We start from the raw sequence: 16064 nt of genomic DNA on the forward strand, positions 1-16064 counted from the left end.
CCCCCGGCGCTCTACTTGCCGCCGCCCAGCAGCTTCTTGATGGCTTCGGCAGTCGAGTCGGCGTTCGAGCCGATGATGAGCCAAAGGATGAAGATCACGATCAGCGCCAGGATGAGGAACCCGATCGCGATGAAGAGATACGGCAGCTCGCGACGGACGGCCCCACCACCGCCGTCCTTGCGCTCCGCGTTCGGCGCGAGCTGATCACCCCCGCCCTCCGCCAGCGCCACGTAATTGCCGAGCCCCTCCACCACCGCCTGGAGTCCCTCCTGGTGCCGGAGACGATATTTCCCCTGAAAGCCAAGGGCCAAGCAGAGGAAGTAAATTTGCGCGACGTGCGCGCGGTTGCGCTGGCCGTGCAGGTTGTCCAGGTTCACGAAGAACTGATCACCCGCCGTGTTGAGCTGGAAGAACTGAAGCTGCAGGGGGTTCGACAGCCACTGCGTCTTGCCCGGCCAGCTCGAGTGGTAGATGACCTCGTCGGCGAACGCGGCGAGCGCGAACTTCGCGTCGATCATGTCCTGCTCGGGGATCCGAGCCTCGCGGCCGTTCTGCATCATCGTGTCGAAGAGCTGCAGAACGCGGCGCTGGAGGATGTCCGGCGCAGGCAGATCCCGCGAGTTCCTGAGCTGCAGGATCAAGGACAGGACATCCGAGCAGACCCAATACATCGACTGCGACAGGCTCATGCGCTCCCCATGATCTCAGAAGCCGCGCGCTTCATTCACTTGCCGCCCTGGACCGCGATCAGCCGGAGATCGACCTTCTGCGGATCGATCGGCTGGTAGATGGCGATCGTGCCAGAGCCGAGAATGTCGTTCCAGTAATCGCCAGCCTGGTCGACGCGCAGGTAGATGACGCCCGGCTTGACCGGGATCGCCCCCGGCGGCCGGTACTCGACCGCGACCCGAACGCCCGGCATGGCGGCGTTCAGGATGTAACCAATCTGCGTCCACGACCCCATCTTGAGCAGCCGCGGCAGGCGCTCGCGCAAGGTCGCCTCGTCCGCGCCCTTCGCCTCGAGGAAGAGCTCGTGCGTGCGCGGGAGCTTCGGATCCTCGAACTTGCCGAGGTACATGCCATCCTCGCGCTTCTCGAGCGGAACCACGGTGTAGTTCTCCGCGAGCACGCTCGAGACGAGCGTGAGCGCACGATCGAAGAGCGGCTCGAAGACACCCTCGAGGTCGAGGTAGTTGAACTTCGGGAGCGTCGTCGGATCCCCGTCGGCCGCGAACGTGCAGAGCTCGCCGATCAGCGAGCCGATGAGCACGTAACAATCCTCGGGGTGCGCGTTGCCATGATCGACCATGTGCGAGACGGCCGGGATGAACGCGTTCAACGTGTGCAGCATCCAGAACTTCGCCGTGTCGGAGAACTGGAAGTCCACCGACGCCGCCGTGCGCAACCTGCGCCCCTCGGCGAGCGATTTCTGCTTGCCCACCATCGCCGAGAGGATGCGGCGCATCCCCGACATGATGTGATCGGAGCTGCCGATGTGCGGGATCGGCGGGATGAAGCTCTTCTTGAGGACGATCGCGCCCGTCCGATCCCGCACGAGCTGGCCGATGCGCACGGTCTGGTACGCGTCGCGCGGCTCGGTGCCGAAGAGGATGCGAAGGTTGTAACGAGCCCAGACGATCGAGGTGTCGCTGCGCCCCGTCGTCAAGTCCGGCACGGTCGTCGTCGACGCGACGAACCGGATCGCAGGGTTCGCCTTCGCCGGATCGAGCGCGACGTTCGGGTGCGTCTCACGCACGTTCGGGATCGCGATGAACACGTCGAGCGCCTCGAGCGCCGCCGGGAACACGCCCTCGAGCGGCCGCGCCTCGACCACGTCCTCGCCGCGATCACCAACGAAGAACGGCGTGCCGTCGGGGAAGAAGCCGTGGCACTTGACGAGCTTGAGCTGACCCGCGGAGAGGGCGCGCTCGTCGAACTGCACGCCCATCACGCCCCACGGGTAACTCAAGAGCGCGTTCGTACGCGCCTGGAGCAGCGCCTCGTGGTACTGGTCCCCTTGCTGAAGATGCTGAGGGGTCATGAAGAGCCCCTCGGTCCAGACGGGCTTGCGCGGGTGGATCATATCGCCCGGTCAGTCTTATCAGAACTCGCCGCCGGGCCCTAGGGGGCCGGGGCAGCGGCCTTCGGCGGAGCGTTGCCGCCCGACGCCTTCGGGAGGTTGACCCTGCGAATCGATGTCGCGTTCGGGAACATCGATTCGTCGAACTCGCTGCCGTTGTCGATCTTCGTGGACTCGACGAAGAAGGCAGTCTTGGGGTCGGCCTGCGCACCGGCGTCGCTCTCGCGCCCGCCGCACTGGGCCTCGCCCGGCATCAAGGGGAACGCATAAAACGTCTTCCAGCTCTGCCCCTTCGGGCTGTGGAAGAGCGCGACGCCTCCGAGCGTGCTCGCCTCCTTGGCACGCTCGAACTTCACCTCCACGAGATCGTTCGGGAAAACGCTGACTTCGTCCACCTTGACGATGTCGTCGGCGAGGACCTCCTTGTCGGAGAGGAGGACCTCGTCGTAGGTCGCGTTCTGCATGCGCATCTCGTCCTTGAGCTGATACAGCCGGATGACGACGGGGCGCGGGTTCTGGTTCTCGTTGGGGTTGACGTTGTCCGCGGCGTAGATGCGGAGGGTGACGATCTGGACGTCACACGGCTTCGCCGCTTCCGGCGGCGGTGCCGCGGGGCCGCAGCCGATCGCGAACGAGCCGAACGCAGTGCCGAGGCCAAGACCCACCAACGAGAGTGAGGCGAGGGCCAGGGCCGTGCGCTTGCGTTTCCAGGAGGTGGTGGACGCTGAGGCCGCCATGGCCCTCCTTTTTATCGGAAGGCGCGACGAGTGGCCCAGCTTTTTGCCGAAAGGGTGTGCTGGAGCGCGCTGCTGGGCGGGGCGGAGCTCGTGCTGGGTGGAAAGATCGGCCCCCCGGTGAGGCCCCACGGGGCGCGAGCGGTCCCCCCGAACTCGGCCCTCCGGGCCTCAGACACAGGACCCACCGCCCGCGCCCCGTGGGGCCTCGCCAGGGGGCCTCGTTCAACGCGCGTTTCGCATGGGACGTCAGCTATCGACATCCGCAACCGTCCACGGGCCCGCGCGTCTCGAGTTCCGCGCGTACCTTCGGCGGAATGTCCTGCACCGTCGTCCGCTCCTCGGGGACCTTGTTACCGTACGCCCTCTCGTCGGTGGTGCCGTTCCAGTGCACGAGGGGCCAGCCATCGATGTTGGTGCTCCCTTGGAACCGGTGGAAGAACTTGTGCTCACAGAGCGCCCACCACGTCGCACCGCCGCGCTCATCGCGTATCGCGTGTCGCAGAAGCCTCACGGCGTTCCTCGGAATCTCGGACTTCTTGCCTCTGAACTTGCCGTAGTTGGCTTGCTGCTCCGGCGTTGGTGATTCGGGATCGTGATGACCGGGGTTCTCGTACCGCGGCAAGACTTCCCGAACATGCAGAGAGAGCGCCTTTCGGTGTTCGTTCGTCACCTCGTTCCACAGGTTCGTGACTGAGGGTGCTCCCATCGCATGAGAGGGAGCGACGACATCCACGTGGATCACATGCTCCCGCCAGTCAGGGTGCTCCGCGCTCCAGCAGATGGCCTGCAAATTCCATGCGGCCGAAAGAGCCGCGACCTTCTGACCGCCCTTCATCGCGACATCGTCGGCAGGGACGCGTTGCCCCTCCACGCGCCCGCGCTCGTCGAACATCGCGCTGCTCTTCGTCAGCACCTGCCGCGTGCGTTTCGCAAGGTCCATGTCGCGCTTCTCCAGCGCCCTCAGTGCCGCGTGCATACGCGCCGGTAAGCCTGCGATGGGCAAGCAGACCTCAACGTCGTTCTTGCGGTACTCAGCCACGTTGCCGACGAGATCCTGGAGGGCACGCGCGAGCCGCCCAACGAGGCTCGCATCGTCCACACCCGTGAACCTACCGCGTAGACTCTCATCGTTCAGAACAACGCACGCGGTCACGGTCCCCCCGATCCCACCGGCTCGAGCAGACGGTCAAGCAGACGGTCTCCTTCGTCGAAGAACCCTTCCGGCCAGCCGTCGAGCCGACCTCTACGATCGACGCGGATGTGCTCGACGCTCGCCTTGGGCTCTTTGGACGGAGCCGCGAAGAACAAGACCGAGACGTCATCCGGAGCGATCTCACCTCCATGCACGGCGACGCGCACCCCGTTGAGCACGTGGTCACTATGTGACTCCACGATCACCTGCACGCCCGCCGCCGCAGCCTTCGCGCAGAGGCGCGCGACGCGCGACTGGGCACGCGGGTGCAGATGTGCCTCTGGGTTCTCGAGCATCACGATGTCTCCCGGTTCAGCCATGAGGAGCGAGATGATCACGGGAAGAACGTACGTGATGCCGAAGCCCACGTTGCTCGGCCGATGGAACCGAAGCTCGGCGTTCGTTCGAACACCAAGCGTCATCAGGTTCGCGTGGTCGACGGGGCGCGCCTCCAGCTCCACGCCGGGAAACAGGTCTGTCAGCCATGCTTTGACCTGATGATCAAACGTCGCGGGCACCGACGGGTCTGGATGCCGAAGCGCTCCATTCCTCGAGTCCTGGTTCAGGAGCCACCACAGGTTGCCGAACGAGAGTTCCGCGCGCGCGCCCGGCATCTCGTGACGGGCAGGGTCGTCGAGAGGATACGTCTCCGCGGGCCCATGTCGGTCGGCCGGGACGAACCGGAGCGTTCGAAGCGCGCGCCTGATCGTCGCAGCCTCCGTGCTGCCCGGCGGCGAGGTCGAGGACGTGGTAGGGATGGCGAGGCTGTCGGTTGGGCACTCCGGGGAACCGAACGTCCACTCGACGCGGACCGAGCCCGTGTCGACGCCCGCGGAGAACTCGCCTCGCCCCGTGATCTCGTTGACCACGGCCTTCAGATTGCCGAGGGTCAACCCGGGCGCGTTGAGAGGCACCGCGCGTTTGGGCGCATCGCCGTCGCCGGCCATGATCGTCGCGTGCCGCAGGAGGAGCAGCGCCTGCATCGCGCTCGACTTGCCACCGCTGTTGAACCCCGTGAGCAAGGTGAGTGGCGCGAGGCGCAGCCGCTCGTCCTGAAAGCGCTTGAACGCCCGCAGGTGAAGCTCACGGATCACCGAGCACCCCCCGCACCATCTTCTCGGCGCGTTCGAAGCGCGTGTGTACGGTCTCAACAGCGGTGGTGGCTGCGCTGATCGACCGTGCGAACCGGGAGTCCCGCATGAGCTTGTAGAACGCCGATCGCAACGCCGTATCGCCTGCCTCGCCCTCCCCCTCGGCATAGAGCGCGAGCAAGACGGAGAACACCTCGAACAGCGCGACGTTGAACGGATGCTTCCGATCGTCCGCGCTCTCATGCTTGCAAAATGCGTGTCGCCCGAAGATTCGTCGGTTCCTCTCCATGCTGCGCAAGAAGGCGGATCGGACATCCTCACGTTCGACGGTGGACATCTTGTTGACGAGGCGTAGCGCGCGCCCGAGGAACTCGTCCATGTCGGCCGCACCCTTGGTTCCGTACGACTTCCACCCGAGCACGTGGAAAGCGAGAAAGCGGTTGATAACCTCTCGGTCTCGCTGTTCCTCTCGATACTTCCTCTTGTCGAGCGCCTCTGCCGATGCCTCTTTGAACTCAGCGGACCCCGCGAGTTCTCGTAGGAGCCTCGTGGCAGGTCCGCTGTAAAGGGCGTTGCGCATCTGCTGCCGGGTCAGTGCGACGCCCGAGTTCACCCGATCAAAGATATCCAGGCGCACCTTTTCCGGCGCCTTCGCATCGATGACGTAGAAGAGTAGCTGTCCGTCCTCGAAGCGGTTGCGCAGCTTGGGGGGAAGGCCCTCAACGTTTTTCGCATCCAAGTCCGGATTCTTGAGCGTTAGCTTCAGCTTCCCCTCGTTGAACTGCTTGAATGTCGTCAGACGCTGTAGCCCATCGACGACCACCAACTTCCCCTCGGCATCCTCAGCGACGTAGAAGACGGGTAAGGGGATCCGCATGAGAACGGACTCGATGAGTCGGCTTTGCCGTCCTTCGTCCCAAAGGAAATCACGCTGAAAGTCAGGGTCGAGCTTGATGAAGCCTTTGTCGATCCGCCGAAGCACGTCCTGGATCGTGCGTGGCTCCGTCCGGATAAGCACGGTGTCGAGTGGGTAGCCTTCGAGACCCGAAGCTGTTTCATCATCCAGCGCCTCGATCTCAGCTTCGCTTTTGGGCAGCACTACACGGCCTGCGCTCATGGTGGGGCCGAACTAACCACGATGCTCCCCCGGCGGCAATCAGCGCTTCCCCTAGTTGCGAACCCCTCTCCGCGCCTCTCACGCATCCCGCGCGCCCCCCGCACGCTCGCTGCCACTATCTGGCAACCACCCCCGCAAGCGCTGCCGCTACCCGGCAGCGCCTGCCCACGCGCCTGCCACCTCCTGATCAGCCCGTCGCTTCCCCCTCCCCCGTCTCGGCAGCCACGCCCTCCCCCTTTGCCTTGGCTGGGTAGCGCTCCAGCAGCGCGATCAACGGAGCCCGCAGCCCCTCCAGCATCGACCGCTCCTTCCCTGCACGCGTGTGCTCGATCAGAAAATCGAGATCCTCGTGCACCGCGTTGAACGCCGTCGAGCTCGCGCCCATCGCCTCGCGCAGCCGCTTCGACGGCGCCGTCCGCTTCTTCCCTCCTTCCCGCCCGATCCCCTTCGCCAGCGCGTTCGTCGCCTCTTCCACCCGCGCGAGATAGGGCCCGAGCCCCACCTTCTGCACGTCTGCTTCGAGCGGCGCCTTCTTGGCCCTCGTGATCTGCTGGTAGCCGAAGTCCACCTCTTCCTCGTACCCGTACGTCGTCTGCTCCGTCCCCGCGCCTGCGAGCAACGATCCGCGCAGCCGCTCCGCCGCCGCCTTTCGCTCCGGATCCTTCTGCTCTGCCTCCGACCCGAGATACAGATGCAGCGCCCGCTGCGCCGCGTCCCACTCCGTATCGAGCTGCCCGATCACGTCACCTGACACGCCGAGCGCCTCATCCAGATCCCGGATCCCCCACGCCAGCCTGAGCTTCAAGGTCACGGGCCGTGAAGCCTCGATCAAGGACGCCTTCGGCATCCGATCCGGCACGTCGTACGCCTCGATCTCGATCCCCTTCCATGCCCCTGCGTGAAGCTCCTTCGCGAACGCGGAGAACCCCTTGTCCGTCACGGAGCTGTATCCATACCTCGCCATAACCTCTCCTTCGCCCGGCAATCCTAGCGATCTCCCTCGCATCCGGCACTCGTTCATTGCACCTCCAACGAAATTGAAGCGAGGCGCGAGGCGTCTGGGCGCGCTGGGTTCGCGCGCGGGGGCGGGGGGTCCTGCTGTTCGAGGGGTCGCGCAGCGACCCCGAGTTCGGGGGGACCGCCCCCGCGCGCGAACCCAGCGCGCCCGGACGCCGCCCAGGCTCCCCCTCCCCTTCCTCGAACCACAAAACGAAAAACCCCCCTCGCCCGAAGGCGAGAGGGGCTTCTCGACGCATCAACCGCGCCTACCCGATCACTCCGGGAACGTCGCCGTGAAGTTCTTCTGATCGTCGATGTCGATGAAGAGCTTCTTCGGCATCACGCCCTCGGCCATCTTCGTGAGGATCTCCTGCGACAGCATCGGCAAGAGCGACGCGCGCATGATGTGGTCGATGTTGCGGGCGCCCGTGTCGACCTCGGTGCAGCGGCTCGCGATGAGATCGACCATGCGATCCGAGTACGTCGCGTCGATCTTCTGGCTCTTCTTCAGGCGATCGACGAGGCCGTTCAGCTTGAGCCGCGTGATCTCGCCGAGCGCGGCGGGCGAGATCGGGATGTACGGCACGACGGTCATACGCGCGAGCAGCGCGGGCTTGAAGTGCGCGGAGAGCGTCGGCTTGATCTCCTCGTAAATCTCGCGGATGACCGGCTCGCGGTTCTCCTCCCACGCCGAGACCACGTGGTTCGTGATCTTATCCGTCGCGAGGTTCGAGGTCATGATGATGACCGTGTTCTTGAAGTCGACGAGCAGGCCCGTGCCGTCCGTGAGCATGCCCTTGTCGAACACCTGGTAGAACAGGTTCATCACGTCCGGATCCGCCTTCTCGCACTCGTCGAGCAAGACGACCGTATACGGACGCTGGCGAACGCCCTCGGTCAACATGCCGCCCTCGCCGTAGCCGACGTAGCCGGGCGGCGAGCCGATGAGCCGGGAGGTCGTGTGCTTCTCCTGGAACTCGGACATGTTGATCGTGACCATCATGCGCTCGCCGCCGAAGAGCATGTCGGCGAGCGCGAGCGCCGTCTCCGTCTTGCCGACGCCGGACGGGCCGACGAAGAGGAAGACCCCCATCGGCGTGTTCTGCGGCTTGAGGCCCGCGCGCGCCGCGCGGAGCTCCTTCGCCACCGTCTCGAGGGCGTACTTCTGGCCCTTGATGCGGGTGTTCAGGCGCGACTCCATCTCGACGAGCGCCTTGACGCTGTCCGAGACCATCTTGCCGACGGGGATGCCCGTCCAGGCGCTGACGACGGCCGCGACCATCGCCTCGTCGACGTCGGGCCGGAGCAGCGGCACCTCGCCCTGGCTCTTGTGCAGCTCGTCGATCGCCGCCACGACCTCACGACGGATCGCGTCCTTCTCCTCCGTCGTCTTCGCCTCGTTCATGCGCGTGCGCGCCTCGAGGATCTTCTTCGCGCCCGCCGACTCGTTGTCGTAGGCGACGCGCGTGTTCTCGAGCTCGACCTTCGACTTCGCGATCCGGTCCTCGAGGTACTCGACGCGCTCCTGCTCGATCGTGAGGCCCGCGTCGCGGTCACGCCGCAGCGCCTCGAGCTCGCGGGTCATCGTGTCGATGCGGACCTCGATGTCCTCGACCTGCGCGGGCTTCTGCTGGAGCGCGATCTTCACGCGCGCCGAGCACGTGTCGAGCAGATCGACCGCCTTGTCCGGCAGGAGGCGACCCGAGATGTAACGCGCCGAGAGCTTGACCGCCGCGACGACCGCCTCGTCCGAGACGATGACGTTGTGCGCCTCCTCGAACTTCGGCCGGAGGCCGCGGATCATGGTGATGGCGACGGCCTCGCTCGGCTCGTCCACCTTCACGGGCTGGAAGCGCCGCGCGAGCGCCGCGTCCTTCTCGAAGTACTTCTTGTACTCGGCCCACGTCGTGGCCGCGATCGTGCGCAGCTCGCCGCGCGCGAGGGCGGGCTTGAGCAAGTTCGCCGCGTCGCCCGCGCCCTGCTGGTTGCCGGCGCCGATGATCGTGTGCGCCTCGTCGATGAAGAGGATGATCGGCTTCGGCGAACCCTTGATCTCCGAGATGACCTGCTTCATCCGGTTCTCGAACTCGCCCTTCACGCCCGCGCCGGCCTGGAGCAGGCCGAGATCGAGGCCCATGATCTCCACGCCCTGCATGAGCGGCGGGACCTGGTTGTTCACGATCATGAGCGCCATGCCCTCGACGAGCGCCGTCTTGCCGACGCCGCTGTCGCCGACGATGATCGGGTTGTTCTTCCGCCGACGACCGAGGATGTCGATCATCTGCCGGATCTCGCCCTCACGGCCGAAGATCGGATCGATCTGGCCGGCGCGCGCGCGGCCCGTGTAGTCCACGCAGTACTTCGCCAGCGCCGAGTCCGCCGAGGCGCTCGCCGCGCCCTGCGGCAGCCCGCCCGGGCCCGCTCCGCCGCCCGCCCCGCCTGCCGCGACAGGGGCCGTCTCGCCGTCCTCCTTCGAGCCCGAGATGATCTTCGGGAGGTTGTTCTTGACGTCCTCGCGGGAGACACCCTCGAGCAGCGCGCCGATGCCGCTCATCGAGTAACGCGTCGGCTGGTTGACGAGGCGGGCGAAGAGCGCGCCGCTGCGCACCTTCGTCCAGCCGTACTCCATCGACCCGACGACGAACGCGTCCTGCATCCACTCGAGCATCGTCGGGGAGAAGACGGGCTTGCCCGCGTTGCCCGTGCGCAAATCCGAGAGGCTCCTCTGAAGGGCCTGCCGCAGGCGCGCGGGATCGAGGTCGTAGTGCATCACGATGAACGCGATGTCGGAGTTCGCGTCGTCGAGGAGCGCGAGCAGCAAGTGCTCGACCGTCACCTCGTAATGCCGAGCATTGACGCATTGGACGACCGCCGCCTCGAGCGCAGCAGTGCAGACTTTGGTGAGCCGCTTGATGATGGATTTGGCTTCGACGAGCATCATGGCCCGGGCATCCTACAAGGACTCCGGGCGCTCCGTCATCCGCGCGATCGGCCCCGCGATCCTTTCCGTCCAGCGGCGCGGTCCTTTTGCGGTCCCGTCTTCTCGCTCGAACGCGCCGCGTCGGAGGAGGCCTTGGCCTTGCCCTTTTCTTTGTCTTTGCTCGCGCTCGCGCTCGCCCCCGGCTCGATGATCCGACGTTGCGCCTCCTCGGCCTTGGCGCCCGCCTCACCCCCCTCGGCCGCGTTGAGATCGAGCGCGCCGAGCACGCCGGGCTTGACGCGGAGCCTCAAAATGGATCCTGCGCGGAGTTTGTCCTCTTCGCCGAGCTTGTTGTCCCGCGCCACGTCCTCCACATCCATCGCGAATTGCCGCGCGACTCCGATGAGCGTGTCGCCCTGACCAACCTTGTAAAGCACCGTCTTGCGCCCCGCGCGCTTCTTGCGCGGCTTGAACGGCTCCTCGTCGCCCTCGTCGTCGTCCGCGGGCGACACGCCCGCCTGCGCCGCGAGCTCCTCGACCGGATCCCGGAGCGCGCGCCGCTTCTTCCACGCAGGCAAGAGCGAGAGCAGGCTGTCGTTGTCCCGCCTCGCCGCGCGACGCCGCACGAAATCGCGACCGCCGAGCAGATCGACCGGATCGAGCACGGCCGCGTCCTCCGTCACGATCGGCTCGGTCTGCAAGAGCACGGGCAACATCGTGTGCGCGCGCGAGAGCGACTCGGCCGGGACGTTCACGAGGAAGTCACCGCGCCCCGGCGGGAGTTTGTCCCCGAGCAGATCGGGGTTGAGCTGCTTCACGGTCTTCAGCGGCACGCCGGCCGCCTTCGCCAGGGTCTTGAGCGACAAACCGGGCGGCGCCGCGATCTCGGCGGCGTCGAAGGGACGCACGAGCTCGACCTGATCGAAGCCGAACCGCTCGAGGTTGTTCGCGACGAGCGCCGCCGCCGCGATCTTCGGGACGTACGACGCCGTCTCCGAGGGCAGCGCCTCCTGCCGCGCGAGCTCGTTGAAGTCGGCCGTGCCGTAACGATCGATCCGGTCGAGGAGCTGCTCGTAGCCCATGTTGTACGCCGCGAGCGCGAGGTCCCAGCTCCCGAAGCGCAGGTAGAGATCGCGCAGGTGGTGCGCGGCCGCGCGCGTCGCGAGCTTCGGGTTCTTCCGCTGGTCGACGTGCTTGTTCTGCTCGAGCCCGTACACCGCGCCCGTCGCCGGCATGAACTGCCAGAGCCCCATCGCCCCCGCCGGCGACTTCGCCCGCGCGTCGAACCCGCTCTCGATCATCGAGACCCAGATCAGATCCTCGGGCAAACGCCACTCGCGCAGCTCCGCCTGGATGAGGTCCTGGTACCGGCCGCTCCGCTTGAGCCAGGTCTCGAACATCCCGCGTCCCCGATCGGTGCGCGTGAAGAAGCGGACGTACTTCAACGTGCGCCGCGTGATCGACACCTTCAGGTCCGGCAGTTGCAGCCGCGAGAGCGCCTCTGCGCCCGCCGTGTCGAGATCGTCGACCTCGGCCCCCTCCCCTTCCCGCGCGTCCGAGGCGAGCCGCGGCGGACGCGAGTACGTCGGCCGATCGTAGGGCGACGACTCCCCACGCATCACGGCCCGCGCCTCGACCTCCCGCAACCTGCCGAGGCGATCCGACTCGGGCCCGCCCATCTGCGCCGCTCGGATCCCGCCTCGCGCAGGCTCGCCCACGAGACGCGCCCGCGACGGATCCACGACGAGCGGCATCGGCGCGCCCTCGGCCCGCGGCGCCCCCGGCGCCTGCGGCGCGACCGCCACCACGGCGGCCTGAACCGGAGCGAGCGCCGCGTCCGGCGCGCTCATCCCCACGCCGTACCCGAAGGCAAGGGCCGAAACGAGGGGCGGAATCCTGTGCAGGAGGCTCATGTCGGCCAGGGTCGCATGATGTAGGCAAAGGTGTCAAAAAACGGGTGGGGCTGACCGGGGGCCCGCGAACGGGGCGACGCACCCTGGCGATCCGGCCCCCCGGCTGGATCGAAGAGCGGTCTGGGATCGTCGCCCTCTACTTCTGGTCCTGGGACACTGTCTGCTAGTCTCGCAGCCATGCCGCTGGCGCTCGTGGCCCGGGTCATCGATACCCAGGCCAATCAAAGCTTCGACGTCACATTCGAGCGCTTCCCCATCCGCATCGGTCGCAACCAGCTCAACGATCTGCACATCGATCGGCCGTACGTCTCGCAGTTCCACCTGGCCATCGACGTCCGCGACAACCGGCAGATCATCGTCAAGGATCTCGGCTCGACGAACGGCACCGTGTTCGCGGGCCGCCGCCTGACGCGCGACACGCCGACCGACGTCACGAGCACGCCGGAGCTCACGATCGGCCCGATCGTGATGCGCATGCAGCTCATCGACGCGGCGCCGAAGAAACGCGAGGCGCCGAAGGACGGGACGGTGCTCGACTTCGCCCACGAGCAGTCCGGCAACGCCGCGGCGTCGTGGAAGCAGCAGCAGAAGCCGATCACGCCCGGCGCCGAGGACGGCTACGTGCGGCAGCTCCACCCTTACGTCGAGGCCTACCGTGCGGCCTGGGGTGGTGTGTACCGCGTGATCTACGATCACCTGCCGCGCCTGTCGCCCGAGGTGCGGCAGAACTACCTGAAGCGCGTCGCGATGGAGCAGCCGACCATCGCGGCCGAGCAGGACTTCCAGAAGCTCTCGCAGTACTACGGCGTGGACCCGCGGATGCTCGGCGAGCCGAGCCCCGCGCAGGCCGCGCACGCCGCGATGATCGAGCTCTCGCGGACGCTCGCGCCCGGCGCCAAGCCGATCGAGGACGTCGAGAGTGTCCTGACGTTCGGCCGGAAGCTGCGCGACGCGATGGAGGTGTTCCTCAAGTGCTTCGTGAGCCTGCGGAACGGCTACCAGGAGTTCGAGGCCGAGATGCTGGCCCGCGAGGTGACGCCCGACGAGAACGATCGCGTGGCCTCGGCGAAGGACGAGAAGGAGCTCGGCAACGTGCTGCTCGGCCCCCAAGGCAACCCGGACGCGCCGAGGCAGCTCCAGGACATCTTCGTCGACGTGATGAGCCACCAGGTGGCCCTCATCAACGGCGTGATGGAGGGCGTGCGTACGCTGCTCACGAAGCTGTCCCCGAAGTCGATCGAGGAGGAGCTCGAGCGGCGCGGCAAGAAGGGCGGGTTATTCTCCAACAAATTCGAAGCTCTCTGGAAGCTCTACGAGGTCGTCCACGGCGACTACGCTGGAGAACAGAAAGAGACCTTCCTGATTATTTTTGGCCCACAGTTCTCTCGCGCGTACGCTGCAACTGCCGGGGATGACGAGAAAACCACCGGCGACGCGGGTGCGAAGAACCGCAGCCGCTTCACCCTCTCGGCGAACCAGCTCAAACGATGAGCCGCGCCCGCATCGCGGCGCGCGGATACGGAAGGCTCATCCGGATGCGTATCAGGGAGATCGTACTGGCCACGCTTGGCCTCGTCTCAGCCTCCTGGATTTACTCCACGGAGGCCTCTGCACAGACCGTCCCGGCCATCGCCCCGCGTGATGAGACGTGGGGCACGGTGAGCCACATCGGCCTCGGCGTCGGCGCCGGCACGGTCTTTCTCATGCCGCGCGTCTACTACAGCGACCCGGAGTCGACCGTCGGCTGGAAGGGCCGATGGCACTTCTCGATGTTCGCCCCCGCGATGACGATGGCCGCCGCGACCTTCCTCGTCGACGGCCCCATCCGCAACGCGCTCCAGATGCCGCGCCCTGGCTGCACCGTCGATCAGACGCTCGTCGCCAACACGGACTCGGGCTGCGAGACGTTCGGCGGCCCGTCGACGCACGCCTTCGCCTCGTGGGGCGCGACGGGCGTGGGCACGGGCATCTTCCTCGTGGACACGATCAAGTACTCGAAGGGCCGCTTCAACGCCGGCTCGTTCATCGGGAACATCGGCGTCCCGCTCATCGCCTCTGTCCTCACCTCGGTGGGTCGAGGCGTCGAGTCTGGCGCGACGGACGAGTTCGGCACGGCCGCGCTGCCCTACGAGACCTCGAACCAGATCATCGCCGGCACCTTCGCGGGCTTCTTCAGCGGCCTGCTCGTCGGCGGCGCCTACGCGCTCCTGCAGCGCCCGTCCTGCGGGTACGGCAACGCGATCTTCTGCTGGTAGAAGTCAAGACGTTGGTGCTCCAACCTTCGGAGCACCAACGTCTTTTGTCCTGCCCCTACGCCAGCCCAGCGAGCCAGCGGCACCCACGCCGGGTAGTCCCGAACGAAGCGAAGCGGAGTGAGGGACGTAGGGTGCGGCCCATCGAGGCCGCACCCTCTTGATCAGTCCTGACCGACCACGCGCTCCCAGAGCGGATCGTTCGAGGAGAAGAGGGCGTCGCGCTCGACCTTGAGGAAACGCGAGAACTCGACCTTGCGGAGCTGGCGGTCGCTGTCCCGGTTCGGATCCTCGTAGTGGATGATGCTGACCTTCACCTGCTCGAGGAGCTGGATCCCGTTCGGCTTGTAGCTGACGTCCGTGCGGAGCTGGTAACGCGCGTAGAGGCCACGCTCCGTGACCGACGGGAGCACCTGCACGCGCTCGATGTCGACCTTCGCCGCCTCGATCAAGCGGCCGCGGCGCGCGAGGAACATGTGCGCCTGTTTGCGACAGTCATCCGGGTCGGGGCAACGCTTCGCCTCGGCCACGACGAGGTTGTCGTCGCCGAGACGGACGGGCGTGATCTGCGACTTCGCGGGCCCGCGGAAGCTGCCGATCGCGAAGATCTCGGCGCGATCGTCGGTCGCGCGGGCGAGGATGATCGGGCCGCCCTCGTCACCGTTTTCGAACTTGAGCACGCGGTACCAGAGCGTGCGCAGGCCGTTCGGGCCGGAGCGCACGTCGACCTCCTCCACGTCGAGCTTGCGCGGCCAGCCCTTCTCGGAGATGCCGCCGCGGAGCGACTCGTTCGCGAAGGCGTAGTGGCCCGTGCAGTCGACGTCCGTCGGGTTCAACCCCTTCTCTGCGTTGAACCCGGGGATCGCGACCTCGGCCCATTGGTCGGGCTCGAGCGTGCGAACCACGGCCTTGCCTCGGCCACCGCGGAGCGGCGAGAGCTTCTGCGTGCAGACGGCGATCGGTGTCTGCTCGCGCGTCCTGGCCTCGAGGTGCGGCTGCTCGGGCGCGGCGCCGCAGCCCAACATGGCGGACGCGATGCCCATCCAGAGCGCGGCGAGGCTCCCGCGGCGCGCCGTTTTCGCTTGGTCCCGGCGGTCTTGAAGAGACGGCTTCACGCCTCATTTCGTATCACGCAAGGCGCCTGCCACGAAAATTCCCTGTGACCCCCTCCGATACGATCCAGCCGACCGAACGCCGACAACGCCCCCGGTCCCGACATGAAGTGACCTTTGATACAAGGCCGGCGATCCCTTTTGGCAGAGAGCGCGTCGCGCGGGGTTTGGGCTTCTGGTCGAGCGGGGCGAGGGGTAGAATGGACGCATGGCAGCATCGCTGCTCACGCGCATCGCCCACGCGGCCAATCCGCACTCGCTGGAGAGGCATACGTGGAAGGATCAGGATCTCGAGCAGGCCGTGATCGCGCACCTCTCGCGGATGCTGAACACGCGGCAGGGCAGCTCCCTCACCTGCCCGGATTATGGGCTGATCGAGGTGTCGGAGATGCTGCACGACTTCCCGGACGCCATCGGGATCGTGCAGCGCGCCATCAAGAACAGCATCCAGCAGTACGAGCCGCGCCTGAAGAACGTGCAGGTCCGGCACATCAAGAACGAGGTCTTGGGGACCATGTACCTCGAGTTCGAGATCACGGGGCAGCTGCACTACCCGGACGGACGACGTTCGGGGCTTCGGTTCAGCACCTCGGTGGATGGGAGCGGCAACGTCAAGATCGGCTGAGCGGTTCGCGGAGGCGCGAAACTCTT

Annotated in this window: 13 protein-coding genes; 3 read left to right on the plus strand and 10 right to left on the minus strand. The window is 66.5% G+C overall.

What is annotated here, in order from left to right; all coding sequences use genetic code 11:
* Positions 1 to 11 precede the first annotated feature (11 nt).
* From GF068_RS05190 to GF068_RS05230, 9 genes are all read right to left on the minus strand, one after another.
* On the minus strand, positions 12 to 689 hold the full coding sequence (locus GF068_RS05190; protein ID WP_153818124.1) for a DotU family type IV/VI secretion system protein: 678 nt from the start codon (positions 687 to 689) through the stop codon (positions 12 to 14).
* Between the two features lie 35 nt (positions 690 to 724).
* The gene (gene tssK, locus GF068_RS05195; RefSeq protein ID WP_153818125.1) at positions 725 to 2083 is read right to left on the minus strand and encodes a type VI secretion system baseplate subunit TssK; all 1359 of its coding nucleotides are present in this window, start codon (positions 2081 to 2083) and stop codon (positions 725 to 727) included.
* 38 nt (positions 2084 to 2121) lie between these two features.
* The gene (tssJ, locus tag GF068_RS05200; RefSeq protein ID WP_153818126.1) at positions 2122 to 2817 is read right to left on the minus strand and encodes a type VI secretion system lipoprotein TssJ; all 696 of its coding nucleotides are present in this window, start codon (positions 2815 to 2817) and stop codon (positions 2122 to 2124) included.
* 250 nt (positions 2818 to 3067) lie between these two features.
* Positions 3068 to 3916: a hypothetical protein gene (locus GF068_RS05205; protein ID WP_153818127.1), complete on the minus strand. Its 849-nt coding sequence runs from the start codon at positions 3914 to 3916 to the stop codon at positions 3068 to 3070.
* A 50-nt stretch (positions 3917 to 3966) separates the two neighbouring features.
* A complete protein-coding gene (locus tag GF068_RS46880) occupies positions 3967 to 5103 on the minus strand; it encodes a DUF3696 domain-containing protein (protein WP_153818128.1) in 1137 nt (378 codons plus the stop codon).
* Entirely contained in the window at positions 5093 to 6217 is a 1125-nt protein-coding gene (locus GF068_RS05215) for a DUF262 domain-containing protein (protein ID WP_153818129.1), read from the minus strand. Before GF068_RS05215 ends, GF068_RS46880 begins: the two co-directional genes overlap by 11 nt.
* Positions 6218 to 6404: 187 nt before the next feature.
* Entirely contained in the window at positions 6405 to 7181 is a 777-nt protein-coding gene (locus tag GF068_RS05220) for a DUF6261 family protein (RefSeq protein WP_153818130.1), read from the minus strand.
* 309 nt (positions 7182 to 7490) lie between these two features.
* Positions 7491 to 10157, minus strand: coding sequence for a type VI secretion system ATPase TssH (gene tssH, locus GF068_RS05225; RefSeq protein WP_153818131.1), 2667 nt, complete (start codon positions 10155 to 10157; stop codon positions 7491 to 7493).
* Positions 10158 to 10192: 35 nt separating this feature from the next.
* Entirely contained in the window at positions 10193 to 12049 is a 1857-nt protein-coding gene (locus GF068_RS05230; RefSeq protein ID WP_153818132.1) for a lytic transglycosylase domain-containing protein, read from the minus strand.
* Positions 12050 to 12226: 177 nt separating this feature from the next.
* Here GF068_RS05230 and GF068_RS05235 point away from each other — a divergent pair, with 177 nt between their 5' ends.
* On the plus strand, positions 12227 to 13540 hold the full coding sequence (locus GF068_RS05235) for a type VI secretion system-associated FHA domain protein (protein ID WP_153818133.1): 1314 nt from the start codon (positions 12227 to 12229) through the stop codon (positions 13538 to 13540).
* A 44-nt stretch (positions 13541 to 13584) separates the two neighbouring features.
* Positions 13585 to 14304: a hypothetical protein gene (locus tag GF068_RS05240; protein WP_153818134.1), complete on the plus strand. Its 720-nt coding sequence runs from the start codon at positions 13585 to 13587 to the stop codon at positions 14302 to 14304.
* 161 nt (positions 14305 to 14465) lie between these two features.
* On the opposite strand, the gene GF068_RS05245 is transcribed toward GF068_RS05240, so the two are convergent.
* The gene (locus GF068_RS05245) at positions 14466 to 15416 is read right to left on the minus strand and encodes a hypothetical protein (protein WP_338046232.1); all 951 of its coding nucleotides are present in this window, start codon (positions 15414 to 15416) and stop codon (positions 14466 to 14468) included.
* A gap of 205 nt (positions 15417 to 15621) precedes the next feature.
* Between GF068_RS05245 and tssE the strand changes: the two genes are divergently transcribed.
* On the plus strand, positions 15622 to 16038 hold the full coding sequence (tssE, locus tag GF068_RS05250; protein WP_153818135.1) for a type VI secretion system baseplate subunit TssE: 417 nt from the start codon (positions 15622 to 15624) through the stop codon (positions 16036 to 16038).
* Positions 16039 to 16064 lie beyond the last annotated feature (26 nt).

The organism is Polyangium spumosum (assembly GCF_009649845.1).
Taxonomy (GTDB): domain Bacteria; phylum Myxococcota_A; class Polyangia; order Polyangiales; family Polyangiaceae; genus Polyangium; species Polyangium spumosum.